Annotated in this window: 22 protein-coding genes and 1 riboswitch; of the genes, 12 read left to right on the top strand and 10 right to left on the bottom strand. The window is 70.6% G+C overall.

The genetic code is table 11. The annotated features are described in order from the left end of the window. The first annotated feature begins 235 nt into the window (after nucleotides 1-235). From RM423_RS07355 to RM423_RS07340, 4 genes are all read left to right on the top strand, one after another. The gene (locus tag RM423_RS07355) at nucleotides 236-3,154 is read left to right on the top strand and encodes a discoidin domain-containing protein (RefSeq protein ID WP_311422363.1); all 2,919 of its coding nucleotides are present in this window, start codon (nucleotides 236-238) and stop codon (nucleotides 3,152-3,154) included. A gap of 162 nt (nucleotides 3,155-3,316) precedes the next feature. Beyond that, nucleotides 3,317-3,497: riboswitch (cobalamin riboswitch) on the top strand. Between the two features lie 30 nt (nucleotides 3,498-3,527). Next, complete coding sequence (locus RM423_RS07350) at nucleotides 3,528-4,631, top strand: Nickel transporter NicT (protein ID WP_311422362.1); 1,104 nt, start codon at nucleotides 3,528-3,530, stop codon at nucleotides 4,629-4,631. A 75-nt stretch (nucleotides 4,632-4,706) separates the two neighbouring features. Continuing rightward, a complete protein-coding gene (locus RM423_RS07345) occupies nucleotides 4,707-7,079 on the top strand; it encodes a lysylphosphatidylglycerol synthase transmembrane domain-containing protein (protein ID WP_311422361.1) in 2,373 nt (790 codons plus the stop codon). Nucleotides 7,080-7,147: 68 nt separating this feature from the next. Next, entirely contained in the window at nucleotides 7,148-8,302 is a 1,155-nt protein-coding gene (locus tag RM423_RS07340) for an acyl-CoA dehydrogenase family protein (protein WP_311422360.1), read from the top strand. Nucleotides 8,303-8,419: 117 nt separating this feature from the next. Here RM423_RS07340 and RM423_RS07335 read toward each other — a convergent pair whose 3' ends face one another. Both RM423_RS07335 and RM423_RS07330 read right to left on the bottom strand, forming a co-directional pair. Further along, nucleotides 8,420-9,244, bottom strand: coding sequence for a PIG-L deacetylase family protein (locus tag RM423_RS07335; protein WP_311422359.1), 825 nt, complete (start codon nucleotides 9,242-9,244; stop codon nucleotides 8,420-8,422). Beyond that, the gene (locus RM423_RS07330) at nucleotides 9,241-10,524 is read right to left on the bottom strand and encodes a glycosyltransferase family 4 protein (RefSeq protein ID WP_311422358.1); all 1,284 of its coding nucleotides are present in this window, start codon (nucleotides 10,522-10,524) and stop codon (nucleotides 9,241-9,243) included. Before RM423_RS07330 ends, RM423_RS07335 begins: the two co-directional genes overlap by 4 nt. Nucleotides 10,525-10,730: 206 nt before the next feature. On the opposite strand from RM423_RS07330, the gene RM423_RS07325 reads away from it, so the two are divergent. Both RM423_RS07325 and RM423_RS07320 read left to right on the top strand, forming a co-directional pair. Continuing rightward, nucleotides 10,731-11,660 (top strand): DMT family transporter, encoded by a 930-nt coding sequence (locus RM423_RS07325; RefSeq protein WP_311422357.1) that lies wholly within the window; start codon nucleotides 10,731-10,733, stop codon nucleotides 11,658-11,660. Between the two features lie 86 nt (nucleotides 11,661-11,746). Next, nucleotides 11,747-14,032, top strand: a complete 2,286-nt coding sequence (locus RM423_RS07320; RefSeq protein WP_311422356.1) for a HelD family protein — start codon at nucleotides 11,747-11,749, stop codon at nucleotides 14,030-14,032. 38 nt (nucleotides 14,033-14,070) lie between these two features. On the opposite strand, the gene RM423_RS07315 is transcribed toward RM423_RS07320, so the two are convergent. Together RM423_RS07315 and RM423_RS07310 are read right to left on the bottom strand one after the other, a co-directional pair. Beyond that, complete coding sequence (locus RM423_RS07315) at nucleotides 14,071-14,769, bottom strand: hypothetical protein (protein WP_311422355.1); 699 nt, start codon at nucleotides 14,767-14,769, stop codon at nucleotides 14,071-14,073. A gap of 74 nt (nucleotides 14,770-14,843) precedes the next feature. Continuing rightward, nucleotides 14,844-15,098, bottom strand: coding sequence for a Smr/MutS family protein (locus RM423_RS07310; RefSeq protein WP_311422354.1), 255 nt, complete (start codon nucleotides 15,096-15,098; stop codon nucleotides 14,844-14,846). 96 nt (nucleotides 15,099-15,194) lie between these two features. On the opposite strand from RM423_RS07310, the gene RM423_RS07305 reads away from it, so the two are divergent. Further along, the gene (locus RM423_RS07305) at nucleotides 15,195-15,644 is read left to right on the top strand and encodes a hypothetical protein (RefSeq protein ID WP_311422353.1); all 450 of its coding nucleotides are present in this window, start codon (nucleotides 15,195-15,197) and stop codon (nucleotides 15,642-15,644) included. A gap of 28 nt (nucleotides 15,645-15,672) precedes the next feature. Here RM423_RS07305 and RM423_RS07300 read toward each other — a convergent pair whose 3' ends face one another. From RM423_RS07300 to RM423_RS07290, 3 genes are all read right to left on the bottom strand, one after another. Continuing rightward, entirely contained in the window at nucleotides 15,673-16,884 is a 1,212-nt protein-coding gene (locus RM423_RS07300; protein ID WP_311422352.1) for a MarP family serine protease, read from the bottom strand. Nucleotides 16,885-17,189: 305 nt separating this feature from the next. After that, nucleotides 17,190-18,485: an MFS transporter gene (locus RM423_RS07295; RefSeq protein WP_311422351.1), complete on the bottom strand. Its 1,296-nt coding sequence runs from the start codon at nucleotides 18,483-18,485 to the stop codon at nucleotides 17,190-17,192. A 101-nt stretch (nucleotides 18,486-18,586) separates the two neighbouring features. Beyond that, nucleotides 18,587-18,736, bottom strand: coding sequence for a hypothetical protein (locus tag RM423_RS07290; protein WP_311422350.1), 150 nt, complete (start codon nucleotides 18,734-18,736; stop codon nucleotides 18,587-18,589). Nucleotides 18,737-18,803: 67 nt separating this feature from the next. Here RM423_RS07290 and RM423_RS07285 point away from each other — a divergent pair, with 67 nt between their 5' ends. Further along, on the top strand, nucleotides 18,804-19,397 hold the full coding sequence (locus RM423_RS07285) for a GNAT family N-acetyltransferase (RefSeq protein ID WP_311422349.1): 594 nt from the start codon (nucleotides 18,804-18,806) through the stop codon (nucleotides 19,395-19,397). Between the two features lie 8 nt (nucleotides 19,398-19,405). Here the strand turns inward: RM423_RS07285 and RM423_RS07280 are convergent, their stop codons facing one another. Beyond that, complete coding sequence (locus RM423_RS07280; RefSeq protein ID WP_311422348.1) at nucleotides 19,406-20,389, bottom strand: aldo/keto reductase; 984 nt, start codon at nucleotides 20,387-20,389, stop codon at nucleotides 19,406-19,408. A gap of 51 nt (nucleotides 20,390-20,440) precedes the next feature. Between RM423_RS07280 and RM423_RS07275 the strand changes: the two genes are divergently transcribed. Beyond that, nucleotides 20,441-21,688 (top strand): molybdopterin molybdotransferase MoeA, encoded by a 1,248-nt coding sequence (locus RM423_RS07275; protein ID WP_311422347.1) that lies wholly within the window; start codon nucleotides 20,441-20,443, stop codon nucleotides 21,686-21,688. Here the strand turns inward: RM423_RS07275 and RM423_RS07270 are convergent. Beyond that, complete coding sequence (locus RM423_RS07270; RefSeq protein WP_311422346.1) at nucleotides 21,681-22,556, bottom strand: alpha/beta fold hydrolase; 876 nt, start codon at nucleotides 22,554-22,556, stop codon at nucleotides 21,681-21,683. The genes RM423_RS07275 and RM423_RS07270 overlap by 8 nt on opposite strands. Nucleotides 22,557-22,601: 45 nt before the next feature. On the opposite strand from RM423_RS07270, the gene RM423_RS07265 reads away from it, so the two are divergent. After that, entirely contained in the window at nucleotides 22,602-23,039 is a 438-nt protein-coding gene (locus RM423_RS07265) for a TIGR03668 family PPOX class F420-dependent oxidoreductase (protein WP_311422345.1), read from the top strand. Nucleotides 23,040-23,136: 97 nt separating this feature from the next. Here RM423_RS07265 and RM423_RS07260 read toward each other — a convergent pair whose 3' ends face one another. Continuing rightward, on the bottom strand, nucleotides 23,137-24,546 hold the full coding sequence (locus tag RM423_RS07260) for an NADP-dependent succinic semialdehyde dehydrogenase (protein WP_311422344.1): 1,410 nt from the start codon (nucleotides 24,544-24,546) through the stop codon (nucleotides 23,137-23,139). Nucleotides 24,547-24,669: 123 nt separating this feature from the next. Between RM423_RS07260 and RM423_RS07255 the strand changes: the two genes are divergently transcribed. Together RM423_RS07255 and RM423_RS07250 are read left to right on the top strand one after the other, a co-directional pair. Continuing rightward, nucleotides 24,670-25,044, top strand: a complete 375-nt coding sequence (locus RM423_RS07255) for a TraR/DksA family transcriptional regulator (protein ID WP_311422343.1) — start codon at nucleotides 24,670-24,672, stop codon at nucleotides 25,042-25,044. Between the two features lie 97 nt (nucleotides 25,045-25,141). Beyond that, the gene (locus RM423_RS07250) at nucleotides 25,142-25,717 is read left to right on the top strand and encodes a dienelactone hydrolase family protein (RefSeq protein ID WP_311422342.1); all 576 of its coding nucleotides are present in this window, start codon (nucleotides 25,142-25,144) and stop codon (nucleotides 25,715-25,717) included. The last annotated feature ends 276 nt before the right edge of the window (nucleotides 25,718-25,993 follow it).

The raw sequence follows: 25,993 nt of genomic DNA, 5'->3' as shown, positions 1-25,993 counted from the left end.
GCCGTGCTCGGTCCTGCTCGGCTGACGCTTGATTCTGGCAGGTCCGGCCGCACTGTCGGCAATGCTCTGAGTGATCGGTGTGCAAGCCCTGCAACCGACGCAAACATTTACTATTTACGAAACACTGTCGAGATATTGCGAACATTTGTGATTTGTGTTTATGTGACCGGGCAGCTCCCGCATTCCTGCCCCCTCACCCAGTCCAGCCAGGCCGACAACCTCAGAGAGGTTCGCCATGCCCCCATCCGTAGCCAACCCCGGGACCCCCGCCCGTGCGGTGCGCCTCCGCGCCCCCTGGAGAGCCCGCGTCAGCGTCGGCTCGTACAGCCGCTCCCAGATCGCTTCCCACCGGCCCGGCGGCAAGCTGACCGCTGCCCTCGCCGTCACCGCGACCGTCGTGGGCCTCGGCGCCCTCACCGTCTCCCTCGGTGCCGGAGCGCATTCCGCTCAGGCTGCCACCACCCGCGGCGCGACCGTGCCGTTCACCGAGTACGAGGCCGAGAGCGCCGCCACCAACGGCACCGTGCTCGGCATGGACCGCACGGCCGGGACGCTCGCGTCCGAGGCCTCCGGACGCAAGGCGGTGCAGCTGGCCGGGCAGGGCAAGTACGTCCAGTTCACGCTCGCGCAGCCCGCAAACGCGGTCACCATCCACTACGCGATCCCCGATTCCGCCGACGGTGCCGGTCTCACCAACCAGCTGAGTTTGTACGTCAACGGGACGAAGACACAGGACCTCACCGTCACCAGCCGGTACAGCGACTTCTACGGCTCGTACCCGTTCAGCAACAACCCCGGCGACGGCAAGGCGCACCACTTCTACGACGACGTCCGGACGACCTTCGGCTCGACGCTCGCGGCGGGCAGCACGGTCAAGCTGCAGGTCGACAGCAACGACACCGCCGGCTCGTACACCATCGACACCGCCGACTTCGAGACCGTCGGGGTGGCCAACGCCATGCCCGCGGGCTACCTCGACGCCACCGGCTACGGCGCGGACCCGACCGGCGCTCGTGACTCCACCAGCGCCATCCAGTCGGCGGTCAACGCCGGCTCGAGCCAGGGCAAGGGCGTCTGGATCCCGACCGGCACCTTCACCGTGGTCGGTCACATCATCCTGAACAACGTGACCGTCAAGGGCGCCGGTCCCTGGTACACGGTGCTGCACGGGGCAGGCGTCGGCTTGTACGGCAACTACGCGCCGAACGCCAGCAGCAACGTCCACGTCTCGGATCTCGCGATCTTCGGCGAGGTGACCAACCGCGACGACAGCGCCCAGGTCAACGGCATCGGCGGCGCGCTCAACAGCTCGTCGGTGGACAACGTCTGGATCCAGCACACCAAGGTCGGCGCCTGGCTGGACGGCCCGTTCGACGGCCTGACCCTGAGCCGGCTGCGGATCCTGGACACCACCGCCGACGGCGTGAACTTCCACAACGGCATCACCCACTCCACGGTCACCAACAGCTTCCTGCGCAATACCGGGGACGACGGGCTGGCGATGTGGGCCGAGAGCAACGCCGACGCCAACGACTCGTTCACGTTCAACACCGTCGAGCTACCCATCCTGGCGAACAACATCGCCATCTACGGCGGGCATGACAACACGGTCAGCGACAACATCGTCAGCGACACCCAGAACCAGGGCGGCGGCATCCACGTCGGCAACCGGTTCAACGCGGTTCCGCTCGCGGGCACCACGACGATCGCCCGCAACACCCTGATCCGGACCGGCGTGCTGGACTCCAACTGGCAGTTCGGCGTCGGCGCGATCTGGTTCTGGTCCTCGGACTCGGCCATGACCGGCACCATCAACGTCACCGATTCCTCGATCCTGGACAGCTCGTACGAGGCGATCCAGTTCATCGGCAGCGGGGTCAGCAACGTCGCATTCAGCAACGTCACGATCGACGGCACCGGAACCTTCGTGCTGCAGCTGCAGACCACCGGCTCCGCCAGCTTCACCAACGTGACCGCGACGCATGTGGGCAACGCCGGCAGCTACAACTGCCAGGGGACTGGCGCGTTCGCGATCAACAAGATCAGCGGCGACACCGGCTGGGACTCGACGTACTGCGGCCCGTGGCCGGCGCCGGTCTACACCTACGCCGGTGGCGGTGGCACCACGCAACCGCCGACCACGCCGCCTCCCACCACGACGCCGCCTCCCACCACGACGCCGCCTCCCACCACGACGCCGCCTCCCACCACGACGCCGCCTCCCACCACGACGCCGCCTCCCACCACGACGCCGCCTCCCACCACGACGCCGCCGTCCAGTCCGTCCGGGAACCTTGCCCTGAACCGGCCGGTCACCGACAGCGGTCACAGCGACGTCTATGTGGCCGGCAACGCCGTCGACGGCAACACCAGCACCTACTGGGAGGGCGCCAACGCCTTTCCGCAGACCCTGACGACCGACCTGGGCAGCGCGCAGTCCCTCGGCCGCCTGGTGCTGGACCTGCCGCCGTCCTCGGCATGGGGCGCGCGGACCGAGACGCTGTCCGTGCTGGGCAGCACCGACAACAGCACCTGGACGACGCTGGTCGCCTCGAACGCATACGGCTTCGACCCCGCCACCGGAAACACGGTGACGGTGACGCTGCCCGCCAACAGCACCCGCTACGTCCGGCTCACGTTCACCGCCAACAGCGGCTGGTCCGCCGCGCAGCTCTCCGAGCTCGAGGCGTACGCCAGTACGACCACCACCGCGCCGCCGACGACTACCCCGCCGCCGGCTACCGGGAACGTTGCTCTGCACAAGACGGTGACCGACACCGGCCACTCGCAGACCTACGTCGCGGCCAGCACCGTGGACGGCGACCTGAACAGTTACTGGGAGAGCACGAACAACGCCTTTCCGCAGAGCCTGACCCTGGACCTGGGCAGCTCGATGGCCACGAAGCGGCTGGTGCTCGACCTGCCCGCCTCGTGGGGCGCCCGCAGCGAGACACTGTCGGTGCTCGGCAGCGCGGACAACAGCAGCTTCGCCACGCTGGTCGGGTCCACGGCGTACAGCTTCGACCCGGCGTCGGCCAACAAGGTGACCATCAGCCTGCCGGCGAACAGCAGCCGATACCTGCGCCTGACGTTCACCGCCAACAGTGGATGGGCCGCCGGCCAGCTGTCGGAGCTGGAGGCGTACCTGTCCTGAGCGCGGCGCAGGTTGGTATGTGCAGCGGCCGCCATGGCGACGGGGGGCATACCGACTGTGCGGCGGCCACACAGAGGGGCAACCGGTTCACCGGTTGCCCCTCTGTGCTGTGTTCCGGCAGTGCTGGAAGCCGGCGACTTGCCACCGGGCAGCACCAGCGGCTAGCTTTCGAGCTGCCACGGTGCTCGGGAATTCGGTGCAGAACCGAAGCGGCCCTCGCCACTGTAAGCAGGAATGTCGGGCTCTGTTAGCCACTGGACGAGATTGTCCGGGAAGGCGAGCCCGATACCGGAGCGATCCGGAACCTGCGAGCCAGGAGACCGGCCGTGGCACAGCTCAGCCCTGTCCACGAGGTGTTGGAAGAGGAACCCTGATGTCTTTGCCAACTGTCGTCTCCACGCGTCTCGGACGCGCCGAATGGCGCCGGATCGCCGTGATCCTGGCGGTGATCGCCGCCATGAACATCGTCGCCTGGGCAATCCTGATCGCCGTGGTGGCGCCCCAGCACCTGATGCTCGGCAACAAGATCTTCGGGATCGGGATCGGCATCACCGCCTTCACCCTGGGCATGCGGCACGCCTTCGACGCCGATCACATCGCGGCCATCGACAACACCACCCGCAAGCTGCTGGCCGACGGCAAGCGGCCGGTGTCGGTCGGGTTCTGGTTCGCCCTCGGGCACTCCACCATCGTGGTCGTGCTGGCGACCGGGATCGCTCTCGGCGCCAAGTTCGTCACCGACCTCACCACTGCCGGCTCGTCCACCCGGCAGAACCTCGGCGTGCTCAGCACCAGCGCGTCCGGGCTGTTCCTCTACCTGATCGGCATCCTGAACCTCGTCGCCCTGGTCGGCATCGTCCGGGTGTACCGCCGCGCCAAGGATGAGGGGTACGACCCGCACGCCCTCGACCAGGCGCTGAACGATCGAGGCCTGCTCACTCGCATACTGCGGCCGCTGATGCGCTCCATCACCCGGCCGTCCCAGATGTACCCGATCGGGATGCTGTTCGGCATCGGCTTCGACACCGCCACCGAGGTCACCCTGCTGGTGCTGGCAGCCAGCGGAGCCGCCGGCGGCCTGCCCTGGTACGCGGTCCTCGTCCTGCCGCTGCTGTTCACCGCCGGCATGAGCCTGTTCGACACCCTGGACGGCGCCTTCATGAACGTCGCGTACCGGTGGGCGTTCGCCAATCCGATCCGCAAGATCTACTACAACCTCGCGATCACCGGCCTCTCGGTCGCCGTGGCGCTGCTGATCGGCACCATCGAACTGGTCAGCGTCCTGCACGAGAAGCTGGACCTCACCGATCCGGTCACCAACTGGATCGCCGGCCTGGACCTCAACAACGTCGGCTTCGTCATCGTCGGCCTGTTCGTGCTCGTCTGGGCGCTGGCCATCGCCTACTGGAAGGTGATGGCGGTGGAGGAGCGCTGGGCGCTGGCGCCACACGTCGCCGAACCCGCCGAGCTGGATTGAGTTCTGATCTCGCTGTAATACCCTTCGAAAATCATGCAGCACCGGACCGGAACCGTAACCGCGGCGAACGGGCCCGTGGCTACCGAACGACCCGGCGCGGGCACGGAACCGATAGAGCTCCGGGACTCGGCGCCGTCCCGGGTGCGCCGATCGCTGGACCTGGTCCGGCTCAGTGGCCTGCTGCTCGCGGTGCTCGTCCTGGTCGGGCTCGGGCTGATCGCCCGGGACACCAGCCGGGGCATCAACTCAGACCTCGCGCGGCTGGTCAGCGACGTGCCGCACGTCCTGCTGCGCTCGGTCAGCCTGCTCGCCGCCTTCGGGGCGCTGGCCCTGCCGCTGGCGTTCATGGTGCGCGACATCGTCCGGGGCCAGACCCGGCGGCTCATCGAGGCGGTGCTCACCGGGCTGCTCAGTATCGGCGTGGTCGCCGCGCTGAACGAGCTGCTCGACGCGTTCCCCGCCAGCCAGTTGCACGTGGCCCTCGTCCGGGTGGGCAGCAGCGGCTCGGTCCGGCCACTGGACACCTACCTCGCCGCGCTGCTCGCCTTCACGACGGTGCTCGGACTCGCCGACGTGGTGTGGCGGGGGCTGCTCGCGTCAGTCATCGCCCTGTACGTGCTGTCGGTGTTCACCGCGACCCAGGCCTCGCTGCTGTCCCTGGCGCTCAGCCTGGTCGTCGGCGCGACCATCGGCATCACCGTCCGCTACAGCGCCGGCAGCGTGAACGAGCGGCCGGACGCCGCCCAGCTCGCGGCGGCGCTGGCCGAACGCGGCATCGAGCTGGCAAGCCTGCTGCGGATCGAGTCGACGCTGGACGGCCGCAGCTACGAGGCCACCACCCGCGGCGGCCACCTGCTGCGGGTACAGGTCCTCGACCGTGACCTGCTCGCCTCGGGTGCCGTCTACAACCTCTACCGGCTGATCCGGATCCGCACGGACCTCGCCCCGGCCCCGGCGCTCTCGCTGGAGCGGGTCGCCGAGCACCGGTCCCTGCTCGCGATGGCGGCGAGCGCGGCTGGCGTTCCGGTGCCGCGGCTCATCGCCGGGGTGCGCTGCGGCCCGGACACCATCGTGCTGGTCTACGAGTGGCGCGAGACCACGGCACTCACCGACCCCACGCCGGCGCAGCTGGACGAGCTGTGGCGCGCGGTCACCCTGCTGCACCGCAACCGGGTGACCCACCGCGGGCTGACGCTGGGCCAGATCCGGCTCGGCGTGGACGGGGACGTGCTGCTGCCGATTCCCGAGGATGGCGCGGCGTTCGCCAACGACCTGCGGATCAGCCTGGACCGCGTGCAGCTGCTGATCACCACCGCACAATGGGCCGGAGCGGAGCAGGCGGTACGCAGCGCCCGCCACGTCCTCACCGACGAGGAGCTGGCCGCGACCGTGCCGGTGCTGCAGCCGATCGCGCTGAGCCGGCAGACCCGGGAGGCGCTGCGGCAGGACAGCGCCCTGCTCGAAGCGGTCCGTGACCAGGTGCAGGCCCAGACCAACCAGCCGGCGCCGGACCTGGCCCGGGTCGAGCGGGTCCGGCCGCGGACCATCATCTCCATCGCCGCCGTGATCGTCACCGGGTACCTGATCGTGGGCCAGCTGGGCACGGTGGACCTGGTCACGGTGCTGTCCGGCGCGCGCTGGCAGTGGGTACCGCTGGTGCTCGCCGCGTCCGCCGCGACGTATGTGGCCGCGGCGCTGTCGCTCACCGGATACGTCCGCGAGCGGTTGCCGTTCGCCAGGACGGTGCTCGTCCAGCTTGCCGCGTCCTTCGCGGGGTTCGTCACCCCACCGTCCGTCGGCGGTCTCGCCCTGAACATCCGATACCTGCGCAAGTCCAATGTCAGCACCGCGGGCGCCGCGACCAGCGTCGGGCTGTCCCAGGTGGTCAACGGCGTCTCGCACGTGGTGCTGCTGATCGCCTTCGCCACCGCCACCGGCGAGCCCGCCCACCACAGCGTTCCGATCCCGGGCTGGGCCTTCGTCGCCCTCGGCGCGCTGGCCGCCCTGATGCTGCTGGCGCTGGCCCTGCCCGCGGTGCGGCGCTGGCTGCTCGGCTGGCTGCTGCCGCCACTGCGCGAGGCGGTGCCCAGGCTGCTGAACCTGCTCACCAACCCGGCGAAGCTCGCCGAGGGCGTTGTCGGGGCGCTGCTGCTCAACGGGTGCTACATCGCCGCGCTGTGGTTCTCGGTGCACGCCTTCGACGGGAGGGTCGGCGTCGCGCAGGTGGCCGTGGTGTACCTCGCGGGGGCGGCCATCGGCTCCGTGGCACCCACGCCCGGGGGACTGGGCGCGGTCGAGATCGCGCTGTCCACCGGGCTGGCGGCCGCCGGAATGGCGAGCGCGGCAGCGATCAGCGCGGTGCTGCTCTTCCGGCTGGCAACGTTCTGGCTTCCGGTGCCGCTCGGGTGGGTGGCGTTACGGTGGCTGCAAAGGCGTGAGGCGCTCTAGCCCCGCGCGGCGCCCAGCCACCATGCACAGAGCGCGGCCAGCACCGTGCAGAGAGAGAAGGCGCGGCCATGACCGAGACGACCCCCAGCGTGCAGGACGTGACCGAGGCGGTCGACGCCCTCGCCGCGGGCCTGCGCGCTCGCGGTCCCGAGATCGAGCGGGCCCGCCGGTTGCCTGCGGACGTCGTTGCGGCGCTCCGCGAGGCCGGGGTGTTCCGGCTCTGGGTTCCCCGCGAGCTCGGCGGCATCGAGGCCGGCCCGACCGCCGTGATCAACCTGCTGGAGACGCTGGCCGCCGCCGACGGCTCGACCGGATGGTGCAGCGCCACCGGCCTTGCCAGCAACTGCGCCGGCGCGTTCCTGCCCGAGGACGGCGCCCGCGAGCTGTACCCGACGGGCGGCGAACTGGCCGGCGGCGCGCTGATGCCCGGCGGCCGGGCGGTACCCCAGCCGGACGGCTCGTTCCTGGTGACCGGCCGCTGGTCGTTCGGAACCGGAACCCAGCACTGCGACTGGGTGATCGGCGGGGCGATGGTGGCCGCCGATGCCGGTGGGCCGCCGAGCATGCGCGCGGTCGTGCTGCCACCCGCGCAGGTGCAGTTCCTCGACACCTGGCACACCGCCGGGCTCGAGGGCACCGGCAGCGTCGATTACCGGGTCGAGGACGTGCGGGTACCGGCCGAGCACACCATCGACCCGGCCAACGTCGATCCGTGGCCGAGCGGGCCGATGTGGCGAATCCCGATGCTGTCGCTGATCTTCCCGCTGCTCGGCGCCGTGCCGTTGGGCATCGCGCGGGCGGCGGTGCTGGAACTCAGCGCGCTGGCCGTGGCCAAGACCCCGTTCCGTTCCACCCGGTCTCTGGCTGAGCGTGAGACCGCCCAGGCCGCGATCGGCCGCGCGAAGGCGCTGATCGACGCCGGGCACCTGTACCTCTGCGCCAGCATGGAGAGCATGTGGGCCAGCGCCGCCGCAGGCTCGGCGCCGACGGTGCCGCAGCGCGCGCAGGCCCGGCTGGCGGCCGTGCACGCGACGCAGTCGGCCGCCGAGGCGGTGGAGCTGTGCTACCGGACCGCCGGCTCCACCGCGCTCTACCGCACCAGCCCGTTGCAGCGGTACCTGCGTGACGTCAACGCCGTGACCCAGCACTACGCCCTCAATGCCACCGGCTACGACCTGGTGGGCCGGGTGCTGTTCGGAATGCCGGCTGATCCAGGGCTGTGACGGGTGTGGGCGACATCGCGCCCGTGTTCGAGGAGGCCCTGGTCGCCGACGGCTGAAGACCGTCGCCGACGGCTGAGGACCGTCGCCGACGGCTGAGGACCGTCGCCGACGGCTGACCTACCGCAGGCTGGCGAAGATGTCGTCCACGGCCGGCGTCGCGGGCGGCCGGCCGCGCTCGATGAACCACTCGGTTCCGAACACCCGCCGGTAGAGCGGACCGGGCAACCTCAGAAAGAACGCCAGGGTGCGGGATCCGGTGCCGCCGGTGGCCTGGGTCGCATGGGCGCGCATCGAGGCCCGCTTCCGGCTCAGCTGGCCGCGGACGTCGACCCGATGGGTGATCTCGGCGCGGTCGCTGTACGCCGAGCGCATCCGCTCCGGTGCGAAGGCCGCGGGTGCCAGCCTGGTCCAGCGGATCGCGGACAGCGCCCGGACGAGAGCGGTGCGATCCACCGTCGCCTCCAGGACGACCGCCGTTCCGGCAAGTTCCGCGGCCCGATGCCCGACCCGGTGCACCTGGACGTGGTCGGGGTGTCCGTACCCGCCGTTGCGGTCATAGACGGTCAGCACGTCGGCCCGCTCCTCGGCCAGCACCTCGGCCAGCCGGGCCGCCGCCTCGTCCACCGGAACCGAGGCGAAGCCCCGGTTCTCGTTGCGCATTCCCGAGTCGGGGTAACCCAACGCCACCACCCGGGCGCAGCCGAGCGCGGCAGCGGAAGCCCGCAGTTCCGCGAGCCGGGTAGCGCCCAGGCCGGCGCCGGGGGAGTGGGCCGAACCGGGCGTGTCGGCCAGCCCGGCCTCGCCGTTGGTCGCCACCACGATGGTGACCCGGTGCCCCTCGGCGGTGGCACGGGCCAGGGTGCCGGCGGTCAGCAGCGCCTCGTCGTCCGGATGGGCGTGAAAGGAGACCACCCGGAAGGTGCGGGAGGCGTCCGGGCTCACCCGGAGCCGAGGTGGGCCAGCGCCGGGTCGTCATCCCGGTCCGGCGGCACCGATGGCCGTGCCGATGGCGATGGCGATGGCGATGGAGATGACGGCGGCACGATGGTCAGGGTCTCGAGGTTGCGCGTGTGCCGGTGCGCCCGCCCGGCGTCGGGACGGACCTGGCCGACCTCGTCGAAGGCCCGGGTGTAGACGTCCTCACAGGTATGCAGCACCCGGTCCCAGGAGAACCCGGAGTCGGTCGTCCGGTTGTGCTCGCTCAGCTCGTCCCGGGCGCCGGCCGAGCGAGCCAGGGTGGCCAGCGCGTTCGCCATCGCGGCGTCGTTGTCCACCAGCAGGCCGTTGCGTCCGTGCTGGACGAAGTCCGAGACGCCGGTGCCGGCGAAGGCGACGACGGGCAGCCCGGCGCAGCGGGCCTCGAGCGCGGCGATACCGAACGACTCCAGGGTGGCGGGGGAGGCGTAGAGGTCGGCGCCGCGGAACAGCTCGCGGATGGCGGGCTGGTCGAGCTGACCGGTCAGCTGCACCCAGTCCGACATCTGGTGCCGGTCCAGGTAGTGGCGCATGGCCTCGCGCTTGGGGCCGTCGCCGACGATCCGCACCTGGAGTCGAACACTCGCGGGAACCTGGGCGCGGACCGCCCGCAGCGTCTTGAGGAAGTGCAGCGGCCGCTTGCGGGCGGCCAGCCGCATCACGCTGACGATGACCACCCGGTTCGGGTCGGGCGGCAGCGGCCGCACCGACCACAGTGCCGGCGTCACGCCGTTGGGCAGCACCGAGATCGCCGAGTGCGGGCGGAGCACCTCCGACAGAGATGCCGCCGCGACCTCGCTCACCGCCGTCCAGGTGATCGGCCAGCGCCGCCAGTCAAGGGCGAGGTCGAAGCACCGGAAGATCGGGGTGGCGTAGGACCAGAGCGAGTGCAGGGTCGCGACGGTCGGCACGCCGGATCGGCTCGCGGCCCCGGCCGCGAGATAGGACAGCGGTGAGAAGGTCGAGGCGTGCACGTGCACCAGGTCGTAGCCGCCGTCGAGAACCGCTCGGCGGCCGCTGAGCGTGGACAGATAGCGGATCGAGCCGGCGTGTGAGCCGGAACGGTGTGGCCCGCGTACCAGCACGTGATTGGCCGCCTCGGCCGCGGCAGGGCCTGCTGGCGCGACGGAGGTGATGACGTCCACCTCGTGACCGATCGCGGTCTGCGCCCGTGCCAGACCCTCGACCTGTCGCTCGATGCCCCCCATCCGCGGCAGGTAGCAGTCGGTGACGTGCGCGATCCTCATGACTGCGGGCAGGGTTGAGGCACGTTCGGGATCGTACTGATATCCCCGGCGAGTTTGGGGCAGCGTGCAAAGGTGTCGCTCAGGATCTTGTGGCGAGATCTTGTGGCCAGCCGTCGGCCCGGTCCGCTCTCAGCACCCGCGCGTTACCCTTCTGGCCGACCCGGGCAAGCGGTCGAGCAGCTGGCACACGAGGGATGGAGCCGAGCATGTCCGTGTCTTGGCTCGTCGTCGTGCTGAGCCTGGGATCCGCCCTGGCGTTCGCCGTCTCCACCAACCTCAAGCACTCCAGCGCCGCCCAGGTCCCGGATGCCAGCGGGCTGCGGGTCGGCACGCTGGCCAGGTTCGTCGCCGCCACCGTGAGCCACCGGCTGTGGCTGGCCGGCATCGTCGCCGACGTGATCGGCCTGACGCTGCAGGTGCTCGCGCTGCACCTGGGGGCGCTGGCCGTCGTGCAACCGCTGCTGGTGAGCGGCCTGCTGTTCTCGCTGCTGCTGCGGCGCCGGCGCGGCCGCCGCGTCACCGGTGCCGAGATCCGCTGGGCGCTGGTGCTCAGCGCGTGCCTGGTGACGTTCCTGTTCCTCGCCGGCGCCAATCCGGGCACTGGCACGGGCGACGGCCCGGACCGGCTGCCCGCCGTGGTCGCGGCGGCGGTCGGCCTGACGGTGGCCGGGGCCTGCCTGCTGCTGGCCCACCGGCGCCGCCCGGCTGCCGGTGCCGCCGCGCTGATCGGCGTGGCGGTCGGCGTGGTGTACGCGGCAACCGCGGCACTACTGAAGGGCCTGACCGACCGGGCCGTACACGGGCCGCTCGTCGCCCTGACCAGCTGGCAGCTCTACACCGTGATCGTGGTGGGGGCGGTCGGCCTGCTGCTGAGCCAGCTGGCGTTCCAGGCGGGGCCGCTGACCGCCAGCCTGCCGGCCATGGCGACGGTGGACCCGCTGCTGAGCATCGTGGTCGGGGTGATGGTGTACGACGAGCACATCCACCGGGGGCCGTGGTCGGGTGCGGGCCTGGTCGTGCTGATGCTGCTGCTCGGCGTGTCGGTGGTCGAGCTGGGCAAGGTCGATGCCGCCGACCCAGCGCCTGTCGACGGGCACACCGCAGCTACCCGGCCCGGGGTGCCGCCGGAGCGGTAGGGCAGGATCGAGCACTGCTTCGACGGATTGCTTTCGATCAATTTGCTTCGATCAATGATTACACCAGGACGGTGGGTGGGCACGGCGTGAGCCAAGACGTGGTGGCCGCTGCCCTGCGGGCCGAACAGGCGAACCTCGACATCCTGTATGCCCGGCTGGACGAGGTACGCGACGAGACCGCCCGCACGCTGGCCCAGCTCCGGCGCACCTCGACCGCCGGCACCCCGGCCGCGCGGGTGGAGCGTGACGCCTTTCTGGCCCTGCACACCGAGAACCTCGTGCGACTCAACGCCGTGGAGGAGCACCTGTGCATCGGCCGGCTCGACATGGCCGACGGCAGCGACCGCTGCATCGGCCGCGTCGGCCTGACCGCACCGGACGGCCGCCGGCTACTGCTCGACTGGCGCGCGCCGGCAGCGCAGCCGTTCTACCGGGCGACCCCGGGGGACCCGGACGGCACCATCAGCCGGCGCCACCTGACCACCTCGGGGCGGACCGTCACCGGCGTGCAGGACGAGGTGCTCGACCTCGACGCCTACGCCGCGGCCAACGGCCGGACCGAGACGGTCGGCACGGACGGCGCCCTGATGCTGGCGCTGAACGCCAACCGCACCGGCCGGATGCGCGACATCGTGGCCACCATCCAGGCCGAGCAGGACCAGATCATCCGCGCTCCGCTGGCCGGGGTGCTGGTCGTACAGGGCGCCCCCGGAACCGGCAAGACGGTGGTCGCGCTGCACCGGGCCGCGTACCTGATGTACGCCCACCGGGATCGGCTGGCCCGCAGCGGAGTTCTCGTGGTGGGACCGAACAACCGGTTCCTGCGCTACATCGAGCAGGTGCTGCCCAGCCTCGGCGAGACCGGTGTGGTGATGGCGACTGCCGGGCAGCTGTTCCCCGGCATCGACGCGCGTGGTGTCGACAGCGCGCTCGCCGCCGAGGTGAAGGGCGACCTGCGGATGACCCGGGTGCTGGCCGCCGCCGTCCGGAACCGCCAGCGGGTACCGGCCAAGGCGGTCGAGCTCGATGTGGAGGGCACCCGGATCATCCTTGCCCCGCACGAGGTGGACCAGGCCCGCCGCCGGGCGCAGCAGTCGCGCAAGCCGCACAACGAGGCCCGCGTCCGCTTCGTGCGCGACCTGCTGGAACGCCTCGCCGTCCGATTGGCCAAGGCATTGAAGACGGAGCTGGACGAGGACACCCGCACCGAGATGGTCAACGCGCTGCGCGCCTCGCCCGACGTCCGGCGCGAGGTCAACCTGTGCTGGATGCCGCTGCGACCGGAGAAGCTGTTGCGCGACCTGTACGCCGATCCGGATGCCTTGGCCGCGGCCGCGCCCCGGTTCTCGGCTGCCGAGCGGCGGGCCCTGCGCCGGGACCGGACGGCGCTCTGGACGTCGGCCGACGTGGCGCTGCTGGACGAGGCGGCCGAGCTGCTCGGTGAGGGCGATCCCGAGGTGGACGAGGCGGCCGCTGCCGCCGCGGCCGACCTGGCGGCCGAGCGCGAGTACGCCGGCCGGGTGCTGGACATGGTGAGTGACATGGAGCCGGACGCCCGCGAGATGACCACCGCGGCCGCGCTGGCCGAGCGCTACACCGCGTCGCAGACCCGGCAGTCCCTGGTGGACGAGGCGGCCAGTGACCGCAACTGGGCCTTCGGGCACGTGGTGATCGACGAGGCTCAGGAGCTGTCGGCGATGCAGTGGCGACTGCTGATGCGGCGCTGCCCGTCCCGATCCATGACGGTCGTCGGCGACATCGCCCAGACGGGTTCCAGTGCGGGCGCCACCAGCTGGGGTCAGATGCTGGACAAGTACGTTCCGGAGCGTTGGCGGCTCGCCGAGCTGACCGTGAACTACCGAACCCCGGGCCGGATCATGGACGTCGCGTCCGCCATGCTCGCCGCGGCGGGTGGGAATCCGTCAGAGATCACCTCGGCGCGGCAAGGGGATTCGCCACCGAGCGTGGAGTTCGTCAGTGGCCCGCTGGCGCCTGCGGTGCCCGCGGTGGTGGCCGACGAGCTGGCCCGCTCCGACGGTGGACGGTTGGCGGTGATCGCGCCGGCTGCCCTGGTCGACGAGGTCGCGTCGGCCATGCTCGGCTCGTCGTCCGAATCAGGCACAGCCGGCGGCTCGTCATCCGAATCCGGTGCGGCGGCCCCCGATGATGCGGACGAACGGGTCTCGGTATTGACGGCGCGCCAGTCGAAGGGGCTGGAGTTCGACGTCGTGCTGTTACTCGAACCCGCGGCCATCCTCGCCGAGTCCCGGCGCGGAGCCAGCGACCTCTACGTCGCGATGACCCGGTGCACCCAACGGCTGCGCATCCTGCACCGCGAGCCGCTGCCCGCCGGGCTGACCGGCTCGGACTGACCCGCGCGAACTGACCGGCTCGAACTGAGCCGCGGGCGTCACTTGAGCTGGCCGACGCCGTAGGAGATGACGATCACCGACAGCACGAGGGCCGACACCGACTCCAGTGCCATCAGAAGTTTGACCCGTGGCGACAGGGGCATCGTGTCGGTGGGGCTGAACGCCGACGAGTTGGTGATCGAGACGTACAGGTAGTCGATGAAACCCGGTGCCCAACCGGACTTCGCCGAGGACCGCTTCGCAACCTCGGCAATCGCGTCGTGGTCCTCGTCCTGCGGAAAGCGGAAGTCCGCGGAGGGTAACCGCGGCCGGGCGGTCTGGGTCCGCACCACCGGCCCGCCGCGGTCGAGCTCCCAGAAGGCCAGGGCGAACACCAGCATGTTGGTCACCCACACCTGGCCGGCCGCGATCAGCAGGGTCACCGCGTCGTCGCTCTTGCCGGCCACCAGGTCGTGTACCAGCAGCACCAGCGCCACCGCATTGCTGGCGGCGATCAGCAGCACCAGCCCGATCGAAAGCCGTCGCAGCAGCCGGTTCTCCTTCGTCATCCGGCGCGGATTGGCCTTGACCAGCGGGATGAACAGCAACAGCTCCAACACCGGGACGACGTAGCGCGGTCCGAGCAGCAACCGGTTGGGCAGTAACGCGTACAGGGCGATCGCGACGAGCACCGCGATGGCGGCCGGCAGTCGCGGCTCGCCGGGATGGACCTGATGCTTGCGCTCGGATAGAACCACCGGCTATTGATATGCCATCGGCCCCGTTCGACAGCGAAGGCGCACGGTAACCGGCCCGGTATAGGTGGCCGGCGCTACTTCCAGCGGAAATGGACGAAGACCCGTCCGAAGTTGTCGGAATCCTTCTCGACCCGGTGGTACAGCGCCTTGATCTCCTTTTGATCCAGGAACCGCAGCACCCGCTTCTTCAGCTGGCCCGAGCCCTTACCCGGGATGATCTCGACCAGCGGCGCCTTGATCCGGACGGCCTCGTCGATGATGTCGCGCAGCGCCTTGTCGATCTCGCCGCCACGGTTGTAGATGTCGTGCAGATCCAGTTTGAGCTTCACCGCACGGCCTCCGCCACCTCGTCGCTCACGTCTACAGCATCCACCACGATCTCCACCATGGGGCGCGGTTCCGCCGGAATGGTTAGGCTCGGGTGCATGTCGATTCTCGCGCGTGCTGCCCTGCTCGGCCTGGCAACCGGTGGACGGAGCTCCCTCGGGCCCGCCGCCCTGGCCCTGACGTCCACCCGCACTCGCGGCGGCTCGGCCGTCACCCGTCCGTGGGTCGCCAAGGCCGCGGCCGGGGTGTCGGCGGCAGAGTTCGTGGGGGACAAGCTGCCCGGTATCCCGAGCCGGCTTCAGCCGCAGGGCGCGGTACCGCGGCTGGTCCTCGGCGCCCTGAGTGGCGGCGTGCTGGCGCACCGGGAGGGCAACAGCCGCGCGGTGACGGCTCTGTCCGCCGCGATCGGCGTGGCCGCCGCGGTCGCCGGGATCAAGGCCGGCGTGTCCTGGCGTGGGTTGGCCAGCGACAAGTTCGGTACCGACCTTCCGGGCGCCCTGCTCGAGGACGCGACCTGGCTGGCGACGGCGCGCTCAGCCGTCAACTAGCGGCGCAGCCGCCTTCTGAGCGTCCCGGTCAGTCACAACCCTTGGTGTCCACGGCCGAGGTCGCCCCGCGGCCGGCCGTGACGTCGGGCGCGATCTCGGCGTTGGTCAGGGCGTACCCGACGTCCTTCTGGTCCACGCTCGCGGCGAACACGACTCCGAGCACCTGCCCGGACCTGGTGAGCAGCGGCCCGCCGGAATTGCCCGGCAGCACCCGGCCACGGACGGTGTAGACCTGCCGGGTGACGGTCTTGTCCTGATAGATGTTGGGCCCGGTGACCTGGGTCCGGGCGCCGATCCGTGCCGGAACCGCGATGAACGGGCCGTTCTCCGGATAGCCGGCCACGACCGCCGACGTTCCGGTGCCCGCCGATCCGACCAGCGTCAACGCGCGCCGGCCGAGGTTCGGTACGTACAGCACCGCGACATCGCGGTTCGGGTCATAGACGACCACCCGGGCGCTCAGTACCGCGCCGCCCGGAACCCGGACCCGCGGATGGGCGACGCCGGCCACGACGTGCGCGTTGGTGATCACCCGGTCGGCGCTGTAGACGAAACCCGAGCCCTCGATGGAGCGCCCGCAGGACGGCGCGTCACCGGTGATCTTCACGATCGAGTCGGCCGCCGCGCGGGTGGCTCCGCCGACCACGGCCGGATCGGGCGCCGCGACAGAAGGGGCGAGCAGGGTGGCGAACGGGCCCGACACGGCCGGCAGGTTGTGCAGCTGGAGCTCCCGCAGCAGCCCGGCGGCGACCCGCTGGCCGGAGCCCGGCAGCGCCTGGTCGATCGTGTGCAACACCAGGCTGCGGTGGATCTGGCGCGCCACCGCGGGCGCCGGGGCGTAGGCCAGCGCCAGCGCGAACAACCATGCCAGGGCCAGCAGCGAGGCCGCCGAGACCACCGCGCCGGCTGCGCCGTCGACCGGGCCGAGCACCGTCTTGGCGACCTTGGCCCGGATCCGGTTGCCGAGGGCCTGGCCGATGAAATGGCCCACGCCGGCGAGCACCAGCACCGCGACGAGGGTCACCATCCGCTGGCCGATCGCCTGATCCGCCGCAACGGAGTTGGTCGGTGCCTTGAGCACCAGCCGGGCCAGGCCCGGGGCGAAGTGGACGCCCGCCGCCGCGCCGAGCACGAACCCGAGGAAAGAGGTGATCGAGCGGATCAGCCCCCGCCGGTAGCCGGAGAACACGGACAGCACAGCGAGGACGACCAGCGCCACGTCCAGCAGATCACCGTGCATCAGAGCATGGTCGCATTACCCGGCTGCGGCTTCGCCGGGGCGCACCGGGGTGGACAGCCGTCCCAGGCCGGTGGGGTCGTACTGTGACCGATCGTGACAGTCAGCGGACCGGTCGATCCGGTAGGCAGCGAAGCAGCGAGCATCGAGCAGCAGCTTGCGGCGGAGTTGGGCGTCGGCCGGTCGCCCTGACGCTGCGACTGGACGACGAGCTCGTCGGCGGGAAGCCGGCAGCCGGGCGTCGATCGACATGCTGAGCGCTCGCCCTGACGCGCGCTCAGCATGTCCATCGAGCGGGCGACGAGCCGTCAGGCCGGGGTGCGAACCAGCGTCTCCGGAGCCCGGAGGGCGAGCACGGCGGCGGCAACCAGAACCGCGGCCGTGACGGCGAAGGCTGGTCCGAACCCGGCGCTGTCGGCGAGCGCTCCGGCGGCCAGCGGCCCGACCAGGCTCCCGACGTCACCGGCCATCTGGTAGCCCGCGACGACGGTGCCGCCCCGGCCGCCGGCGACGTCGCCGAGCATCGCGCCCGGCGCTACATCGAGCAGTCCGCTGCCTGCGCCGAACACCGCCATTGACACCAGCAGCAGCACCAGCGAGGCGGGAAAGATGAGCAGCGCGGTGCCGGCGGCGCTGCCCAGGCAGCCGATCAGCAGCACCGGACGGCGGCCCCGGCGGTCGGCGATCCGGCTGCCCACGGTCAGCGTCACCAGGTTGCCCAGCGTGAACACGGTCAGCGCGACACCGGTCCAGATCGGGGACCGGTGCAGCACCTCCACGACCAGCAACGGCACGATCGCGGCCCGGACCCCGAGGGCGGCCCAGCTGTCGGCGAGGTTCGCGCCCGCCGCAGCCCGGAAGGCCGGCATCCGGAACGCCTGCCCCAGCGTCAGAACCGGACGGGGCTTGTCCTTCGCGTCACCGTGCCGGACGCGTCGGGGCAGCCTGGCCAGTCCCACCGCTCCGGCTGCCGCGAGGGTCGCCGCGTACAGAAAGAACGGGGCCCGCAGCGACCAGCCGGTGACCAGGCCGCCGATCCCCGGGCCGGCGACGCCACCGAGCAGGAAGCCGCCGCTGAAAGCGCCCATCGCCCGTCCCCGCTGCTCGGACGTCGTGATACCGAGCAGCAGCGAGCTGGCGGACACGGTGAACATGGCGGAGCCGACGCCGCCCACCGCGCGCAGTGTGAGCAACTGCGGGTAGTTCACCGCCAAGCCGGCCAGCGCGCTGCTCACGGCGACGATCGCGATTCCCACGCCCAGCACGAGGCGTTCGCCGATCCGGTTCACCAGCCGTCCGCAACCCAGCGCCGATACCAACCGCATGAACGCGAACGCGCTGACCACCGCCGCGGCTGCCGTCCGGGACACCCCGAAGCTGCGGGCAAACACCGGGATTGCCGGGGCGACGATCCCGAACCCGGCGGCGACGAAGAACGCGACGACGGACAGCACCGCCACCTCGATCGGCAGCCCGCGCAACGGCCCCCGCGAGACGACCGAGCGAGCCCGCTCAGTTTTGGGTGCTTCTCCGGTGGACGTTTCTTCGGCGGATGTTTGATTGCCGGATGTTTGATTGCCGGTCGGGGGAGTGGGCTGTGGCACGTCCACCAGCATGCCCTGTCGGATGGTGCGGCTGTGCCGAGGTGAGTGGCTGCGCCGAGGCAAGCGGCTGTGCCGAGGCAAGCATCCAAGCGGGGGTCGCGTCAGCCTTCGGCCGGGTCCTGGGTGTGCACGCGCGGCACGTCCGGGCCTTCTTCCGGCTCCGAACCCTCGGCTTCGGCCTGGGTGTGCTGTCGCATGTCGTCCTCGTCGGCGGGGTCGGGGCGCTCGCCGGACGACGTCGGTTCACTCATGTATCCAGTTCTACTCCCGGCGCCGCCGAACCACGAGGCCCAGCGCAGTGGTCTGCAATCATGCGGTATGCACTTGAGGCCGAGCTATCCGATCAGCACAGCCCGGGTGGCGTTGCGGCCCTTGCGCGCGGACGACCTCGGCGCGCTGCTGGCTTACCGCAGCGACGCCGAAGTGTGCCGCTACCTGCCCTTCGAGCCCATGACGCGACAGGAGCTGGCGGCTCGCCTGTCCGGTGACCTGTCGCGCGATGAGATCTCGGACGAGGGCCAGGCACTGACCTTGGGGGTGATCGAGCGGGATACCGGCCGGCTGGTCGGGGACGTCGTGCTGTTCTTCCGCAGCCGCGAGCATGCCGGCGGCGAGCTCGGCTACGTCTTCCATCCCGAGGTCGGCGGTCGGGGCTACGCCAGCGAGGCGTGCGCCGCGGTGCTCGCGCTGGCGTTCGAGGATCTGGGGCTGCACAGGGTCGTTGCCCGCCTCGACGCGCGCAATGACGCCTCCGCTCGTCTCGCGGCTCGCTTGGGAATGCGGCTGGAAGCCCACTTCGTGCACAACGAGCTGTTCAAGGGCGAGTGGTCCGACGAGGTGGTGTTCGCCATGCTCGCTGACGAGTGGCCCGACTCGCCCGCCCATTCACAGCGGGCAGCGAGCCGAGCCTGAGCCACCGACTACCAGCGGTTGTGCACCTGGGGCCGGATCCTGTCGTCGTAGAGCGCCCGGATCTTCGCCTGCAGATCGGCCGACAATTCGGGTACGTCGGCAGCCTGGGCGTTGCCCCGCGCCTGCTCCGGGTTACGCGCACCGGGGATGACGGTGCTGACCCCGGCCTGGTCGACGACCCAGCGCAGTGCGGCAGCGGCGGGACTCACGCCCTCGGGCAGCAGCTTCGCGAACTCCACCGCCGCGTCGACTCCGCTGTCGAAGTCCACGCCGGCGAATGTCTCGCCCACGTCGAAGGCCGCTCCGGTCCGGTTGTAGTTGCGGTGGTCATCCCCGGCGAACACGGTGTCGTGGGTGTACTTGCCCGACAGCAGACCCGACGCGAGCGGCACCCGGGCGATGATGCCGACGTTGGCGGCGATCGCGGCGGGCAGCACCTCGTCCAGCGGCTTCTGCCGGAAGGCGTTGAGGATGATCTGGATGCTGGCGACACCCGGGTGCTGGATCGCGGTCAGCGCCTCGACCGTGGTCTCGACACTGACGCCGTACGAGGCGATTCGCTGCTCCTGGACGAGGGTGTCCAGTGCCTCGTACACCGCGTCGGAGGAGTAGACCGGCGCCGGCGGGCAGTGCAGCTGCACCAGGTCCAGCACGTCCACGCCGAGGTTGGCACGCGAGCGGTCGATCCAGGTCCGGAAGTTGTCCAGGGTGTAGTTTTCAGGAACCTGGTCGACCCGGCGGCCCATCTTGGTGGCCACGGTCAGCTCGATGCCAGGGTGAGCCTTCAGGAACGAGCCGATCAGCTGCTCGCTGCGCCCGTCGCCGTACACATCGGCCGTGTCGAAGAACGTCACACCGGCTTCGACAGCGGCCTCGAGCACCGCCAGTGCATCGGACTCGTCCACCGTGCCCCAGTCCGCGCCGAGCTGCCAGGTGCCGAGACCGATGACCGAGACCGAGCGGCCGGCCTTGCCGAGTTCGCGTTTTTCCATGCGTCAACAACTACCGCATGGCCGTAAGTGGCGGCATCGTAGGGTGGCGCCATGATCGAGCTTGCCGACGCGCGGCGGACCCTGCTGGCCGCCTGCCCGTCCATCGCGCCGGTTGCGCTGCCCGTCGCCCGGGCCGACCGATGCGTCATCGTTGCCGACGTGGTCGCCACTCATGCGGTTCCGCCGTTCGACAACACCAGCGTGGACGGCTACGCGGTTCAGGCGGCGGACACGGTCACGGCCACCCAGGACCAGCCGGTGCACCTCGACGTCCTCGGCTCGGTGCTGGCGGGCTCGGTGGCTGATCGGCCGGTCGAACCCGGACGCACCTGGAAGGTGATGACCGGCGCCCCGCTACCGGCCGGCGCGGACGCGGTCGTGATGGTGGAGCGGACCTCCGCCCGCGCCGGGTCACAGCTCGGCGCGGCCGGCGACCAGGTTGCCATCCTCGCTCCCGCGCGGTCAGGGGCGGGCATTCGCAGGGCCGGCAGCGACGTCCGCACGGGAGAGACGGTGCTCGCCGCCGGAACGGTGCTGCGGCCGGCACACCTGGGAGTGCTCGGCAGCGTCGGCGCGCGCGAGGTGCTGGTGTACCGGCGGTTGCGGGTCGGCGTGCTGGTCACCGGCGACGAGCTGGTCACCGATGGCGGCGAACTCCGGCCCGGGCAGATCCACGAGTCGAACCGGGCGATGCTGATGGCGTTGCTGGTGCGGGCGAATTGCGAGCCGATGGACCTCGGCGTGGCCAGTGACGATGTCGCTGACCTCGAACAGCGGCTGCGCCATGCCATGGCAGCCTGCGACGTGATCGTGACGTCCGGCGGGGTGTCCATGGGCGACTCCGATCCGGTGAAGGCGGTGCTGGAGCGGATGGGGCGGCTGAACTGGATGCAGGTGGCTATCCGTCCGGCGAAGCCGTTCGCGTTCGGAGTGCTGGACGGACCATCCGCGCCGGTGTTGGTGCTCGGGCTGCCCGGAAATCCGGTGTCGTCGCTGGTCAGCTTCGAGCTCATCGCGCGCCCGGCGTTGCGGCACATGATGGGCCACGTCGAGCCGTACGGCCCGTCCGTCCTTGCCATCGCCGACGAACAGCTCGGCAGGCCGCTGGCGGACGGCCGGACGGCGTTCCTGCGCGTGCTGTCACGAATCGGTCCGGACGGCCGGGTGCATGTCCGTCCGGTGACGGGTCAGGACTCGCACCAGCTGTCGGCAAGCGCCTCCGCCGACGCGCTTGCCGAGGTTCCCGATGACCGGACGGTCCAAGCCGGTGAGGATGTGCTGGTGTATCCGCTCAGCTGAGCGGGCCGTCCTCGACGGGCAGTCCCAGAAACCCGGCGATCAGCTGCCCGACCCGGGCGGCGTGCCGGCGGTGCGGATCGTGGCTGCTGCCGGACAGGATCTCGACCTGGGCGCTGGGCACCCCGTCGAGCACGGCAAGAGCGTGCTCGACGGGCACGATCGGATCGTGCTCGGACCAGATCACCAGGGTGGGCCGGTCCGGATCGAGATAGCCGAGCTCGACCATCGAGCCGCGCTGGCCGTGCGGGGCGATCGCCCCGCGCAGGCTCTCGAAGAAGACCGACCGGCGCTCGCGGCCGCCGATGTTGGCGCCCACCCGGCCCAGGTTGGCCACCGTCTCGGGCCGCAGCCGCAGCAGCTTGTGCAGAGCGCGAGCCCGGTAGACCGGCGCCATCCGGTCGTTGACGAGCAGTGCCAGGACTCCCTCGGTGCCCGGAACGGCCGCGGCGCGCAGCACCGGATGCACCCGGTGCCCGAGGCCACCGCTCGAAATCAGCACGAGCCGCTGGCAGAACTGCGGAAAGCCGCGCGCCAGGTGCATCGCGATGGCGCCACCGAGGGAGTGGCCGACGACCGTGACGTGCCGAAGCCCCAGCGTCTCGACCAGCGCGGACGCGCTGCGGGCGAACGCCTCGAGGTCATAGGTGAGCGGCGGCTTGTCGGATTCGCCGTGCCCGAGCAGATCCGGGGCGATCACCCGGGCGCCGCGCCGCGCCAACTGGGACATCAGTGGCTCCCATGTCCGCGCGTCCGAGGCCAGGCCGTGCAGCAGCAGGATCGGCGGTCCGTCCGCCGGACCGGCGCTGAGGTAGGACACCGTGTGGCCCCAGATGTTGGCGCTCTGCCGGTGCGGCGTCGGAGATTCCACAGGGGAACAGTAAGCGGACCGCCCGCGGCGCTCTACTCTTGGCCGGTGCCGGTGCTTCCCGATAGCGAGTCACGGTCGCGGGCGGCCGCTGCCCGGGTCGCCCGGCTGGCGACCGTCTCGGCCGCGGGGGAGCCACACCTGGTGCCGGTGTGCCTGGCGATCGTGGACGGCACCGCATATATCGCGGTCGATCACAAGGCCAAGCGGAGCACGGAACTTCGCCGGACGGCCAACCTGCTGGCGACCGGACGGGCCAGCCTGCTGGTGGACTTCTACGACGAGGACTGGCAACGGCTCTGGTGGGTCCGGCTCGACGGCACCGGCAGGGTGGTCGAGGCTCCGGCCGAGCTGGCCTCGGCCCGAGCGGCGCTCACAGCGAAGTACCCGCAGTACCGGGAGCACCCGCCGGACGGGCCGATGCTCGCGGTGGACGTCCACCGGTACCGGGGCTGGACGGCTGCGGCTCAGATGCCCGCGACGTGAATTCCGCCGAGTCGTCCCTGGAAATCGGCGTGAACACTTACTTATCAGCGACTGCCGCTGACCACCGCGCTTGCGCTATCTGCGCTGTCTGTGCCGGCTACTCGGCGTGTGAGCCGGTCCGGACGTCGGCCGCTTCGCCGATCCATACCGCCTTGAGGTTGCAGAACTCGCGGATGCCGTGCTCGGACAGCTCGCGTCCGTAGCCCGAGTTCTTGATGCCGCCGAAGGGCAGTTCGTTGAACGAGGTCGTCATGCCGTTGATAAACACCGCGCCCGCCTCGAGGTCCCGCGCGAAGGCCTGCTGCTCGTCCGGGTCGGTCGTCCAGGCGTTGGAACCCAGGCCGAACTTGGTGCCGTTGGCGATTTCGATGGCCTCGTCGTAGGAGTTCACCCGGTACAGCCCGGCGACCGGCCCGAAGACCTCTTCGGCGTACATCTCCATGTCGGTGCTGAGCTCCGCGACGACGGTCGGCGGGTACCACCAGCCCGGCTTGTCGATCGGCTCTCCGCCGCACAGCACCTTTCCGCCCTTGTCGACCGCGTCGCGGACCTGGGCTGCGACGTCGTCGCGCCCCTGCTCGGTGGCCAGCGGGCCGACGTCGGTGTTCTCGTCCATCGGGTCGCCGATGACCAGCTCGGACATGTTCTGAACGAACGCGGTGGCGAAGGCGTCATAGACGTCGGCGTGGACGATGAACCGCTTCGCGGCGATGCAGGACTGCCCGTTGTTCTGGCAGCGAGCGGTGGTGGCGACCTTGGCGGCCTTCTCGATGTCGGCCGAGGGCATCACCACGAAGGGATCGCTGCCGCCGAGCTCCAGGACGGTCTTCTTCAGGTTGCGTCCGGCGGCCTCGGCCACCGCACGGCCGGCGCCCTCGCTGCCGGTCAGGGTAGCGGCGGCGACCCGCTCGTCGGCGAGCACCTTCTCGACCTGCGCCGAGCCGATCAGCAGCGTCTGGAACGAGCCGGACGGAAAGCCCGCGCGGTCGAACAGGTCCTGCATGAACAGCGCGGTCTGCGGAACGTTCGAGGCGTGCTTGAGCAGGCCGACGTTGCCCGCCATCAGGGCCGGGGCGGCGAAGCGCATCGCCTGCCACAGCGGGAAGTTCCACGGCATGATCGCCAGCACCGGCCCCAGCGGCTGGTACGTGCCGTAGGCATTGTCGGCGTTGACCGCGGCGGCCTCGACCGGTTCGTCGGCCAGGAACCGCTCAGCGCTGTCGGCGTAGAACCGGCAGGCCTTGGCGCACTTGGCGGACTCAGCCCTGGCCGAGGCCAGCGTCTTGCCCATCTCGGTGGTCATCATCGCGCCGATTACGTCCTGCTCGGCGTCGAGAATGTCGGCTGCCGCGCGCATCCATCCGGCGCGCTCGGCGAAGCTGGTGCGCCGCAGCGTGCGGAAGGCGTCGGCGGCGGCCTGCAGCTTGGTGTCGATCTCGGCGTCGGTGAGGGCGTCGAAGGTCTTGAGGACCTCGCCGGTCGCCGGGTTGGTGGTCGCGATAGCCATGAAGGGCACTCCTGCTCTGGCGGTGGGCTGGCCGTTTCTCACCACGTTAGTCCCCGTGCTGAACTGATCGCGGTCGCGTGTCAGCGTGGAATTTCGGCGTTCACGCCCGCGTTCGGGTCCGACGTGAGCGAGCAGCGGGCGTCCTCAGAGCTGTCGGACCGGCTGGCTGCCGAGTGGTCCTCCGCGCTCGCCCAGATCGCGTCGCTCAGCGCGGACCTGCAGGCCATGATGGCGGCATCGGAGTCCACCAACGCCGACGACGAGCACGACCCGGAAGGCTCGACCATCGCCTTCGAGCGGGCGCAGCTGGTCGCGGTGCTGGACCAGGCACGGGGCCGGCTGATCGACCTGGAACGCGGGCTCGCCCTCGTGGCCGACGGCTCGTACGGGGTGTGCGAGCGCTGCGGTTCGGCCATCGGCGCTGAGCGGTTGCTGGCCCGGCCGGCGGCTCGGACCTGCATCGAGTGCGCCCGGTCCGGCTCGTCATCCCGGCGCTGAGATACCTGCGTTGAGTCGCGAGTATTGCGGGATCTCGTTGGAGCATCCTAGATTCTGGGGTATCCGATCTACGCGTTCGACAAGCGGGAGTGCAGGGATGGCCGAGGTACTGCTCTTTCACCACGCGCTCGGGCTGACCCCTGGTGTGGTGACCTTCGCCGACGAGCTGCGCCGCGCCGGGCATACCGTGCACACGCCCGACCTGTTCGAGGGCCGCACCTTCGACACCCTGCAAGAAGGGGTGGCCCACGCCGAGAAGGTCGGCTTCGGCGAGATCCTCGCGCGCGGCGTCCGGTCGGCAGACACGCGGCCTGCCGAGCTCGTGTACGCCGGCTTCTCCCTCGGTGTGCTGCCGGCCCAGAAGCTGGCGCAGACCCGGGCCGGCGCACGGGGTGCGGTGCTGTGCTATTCCTGCGTCCCGGTCTCGGAGTTCGGCTCAGGCTGGCCCGACGGGGTACCGGTGCAAGTGCACGGGATGAACGCCGACCCGATCTTCGTCGACGAGGGCGACATCGACGCCGCCCGGGCGCTGGTCGATGAGGCCGCGGACGCCGAGCTGTTCCTCTACGCCGGCGACCAGCACTACTTCGCCGACAGCTCGCTGCCGTCCTATGACCCGGAAGCCGCGGCGCTGCTGACCCAGCGCGTGCTCGAGTTCCTCGACGGCCGGTAGCCGAGATTCGGCTGCTCGTCGGCAGCTGAAGTCACTCGGGGTCCGGGCAGTTCGGCCGACCGAGTGGGATGCTGCGGCGGTGATACTGGTGCCACCGTCCGCGTGGCGGATGTTCTGGATATATGGTCCAGGACAAGACCCGATCTCCATCGTCACCATTGGTCCTCACCCGGACTAAAGATGCCAGAACGGCCCGCCCCCGTCATCGGGAGCGGGCCGTTCTCGCGTGCAGTTCTCGCGTGCGGACGTGTCAGTCGGTGGTGCCTGGTTCGACCA

The sequence above is a fragment of the Jatrophihabitans lederbergiae genome, assembly GCF_031845305.1.
In the GTDB taxonomy this organism is placed as follows: domain Bacteria; phylum Actinomycetota; class Actinomycetes; order Mycobacteriales; family Jatrophihabitantaceae; genus Jatrophihabitans_A; species Jatrophihabitans_A lederbergiae.
Note: the sequence above shows the minus strand (reverse complement) of the source record. Positions and strands in the feature narration are given on the sequence as shown.

What these genes read in the sequence shown, in the direction of transcription:
- RM423_RS07330 (WP_311422358.1), bottom strand. Translation starts at nt 10,524, where the DNA reads ATGAGGATCGCGCACGTCACCGACTGCTACCTGCCGCGGATGGGGGGC.
- RM423_RS07305 (WP_311422353.1), top strand. Translation starts at nt 15,195, where the DNA reads ATGTCGATTCTCGCGCGTGCTGCCCTGCTCGGCCTGGCAACCGGTGGA.
- RM423_RS07290 (WP_311422350.1), bottom strand. Translation starts at nt 18,736, where the DNA reads ATGAGTGAACCGACGTCGTCCGGCGAGCGCCCCGACCCCGCCGACGAG.
- RM423_RS07325 (WP_311422357.1), top strand. Translation starts at nt 10,731, where the DNA reads ATGTCCGTGTCTTGGCTCGTCGTCGTGCTGAGCCTGGGATCCGCCCTG.
- RM423_RS07280 (WP_311422348.1), bottom strand. Translation starts at nt 20,389, where the DNA reads ATGGAAAAACGCGAACTCGGCAAGGCCGGCCGCTCGGTCTCGGTCATC.
- RM423_RS07355 (WP_311422363.1), top strand. Translation starts at nt 236, where the DNA reads ATGCCCCCATCCGTAGCCAACCCCGGGACCCCCGCCCGTGCGGTGCGC.
- RM423_RS07300 (WP_311422352.1), bottom strand. Translation starts at nt 16,884, where the DNA reads ATGCACGGTGATCTGCTGGACGTGGCGCTGGTCGTCCTCGCTGTGCTG.
- RM423_RS07340 (WP_311422360.1), top strand. Translation starts at nt 7,148, where the DNA reads ATGACCGAGACGACCCCCAGCGTGCAGGACGTGACCGAGGCGGTCGAC.
- RM423_RS07275 (WP_311422347.1), top strand. Translation starts at nt 20,441, where the DNA reads ATGATCGAGCTTGCCGACGCGCGGCGGACCCTGCTGGCCGCCTGCCCG.
- RM423_RS07260 (WP_311422344.1), bottom strand. Translation starts at nt 24,546, where the DNA reads ATGGCTATCGCGACCACCAACCCGGCGACCGGCGAGGTCCTCAAGACC.
- RM423_RS07285 (WP_311422349.1), top strand. Translation starts at nt 18,804, where the DNA reads ATGCACTTGAGGCCGAGCTATCCGATCAGCACAGCCCGGGTGGCGTTG.
- RM423_RS07250 (WP_311422342.1), top strand. Translation starts at nt 25,142, where the DNA reads ATGGCCGAGGTACTGCTCTTTCACCACGCGCTCGGGCTGACCCCTGGT.
- RM423_RS07350 (WP_311422362.1), top strand. Translation starts at nt 3,528, where the DNA reads ATGTCTTTGCCAACTGTCGTCTCCACGCGTCTCGGACGCGCCGAATGG.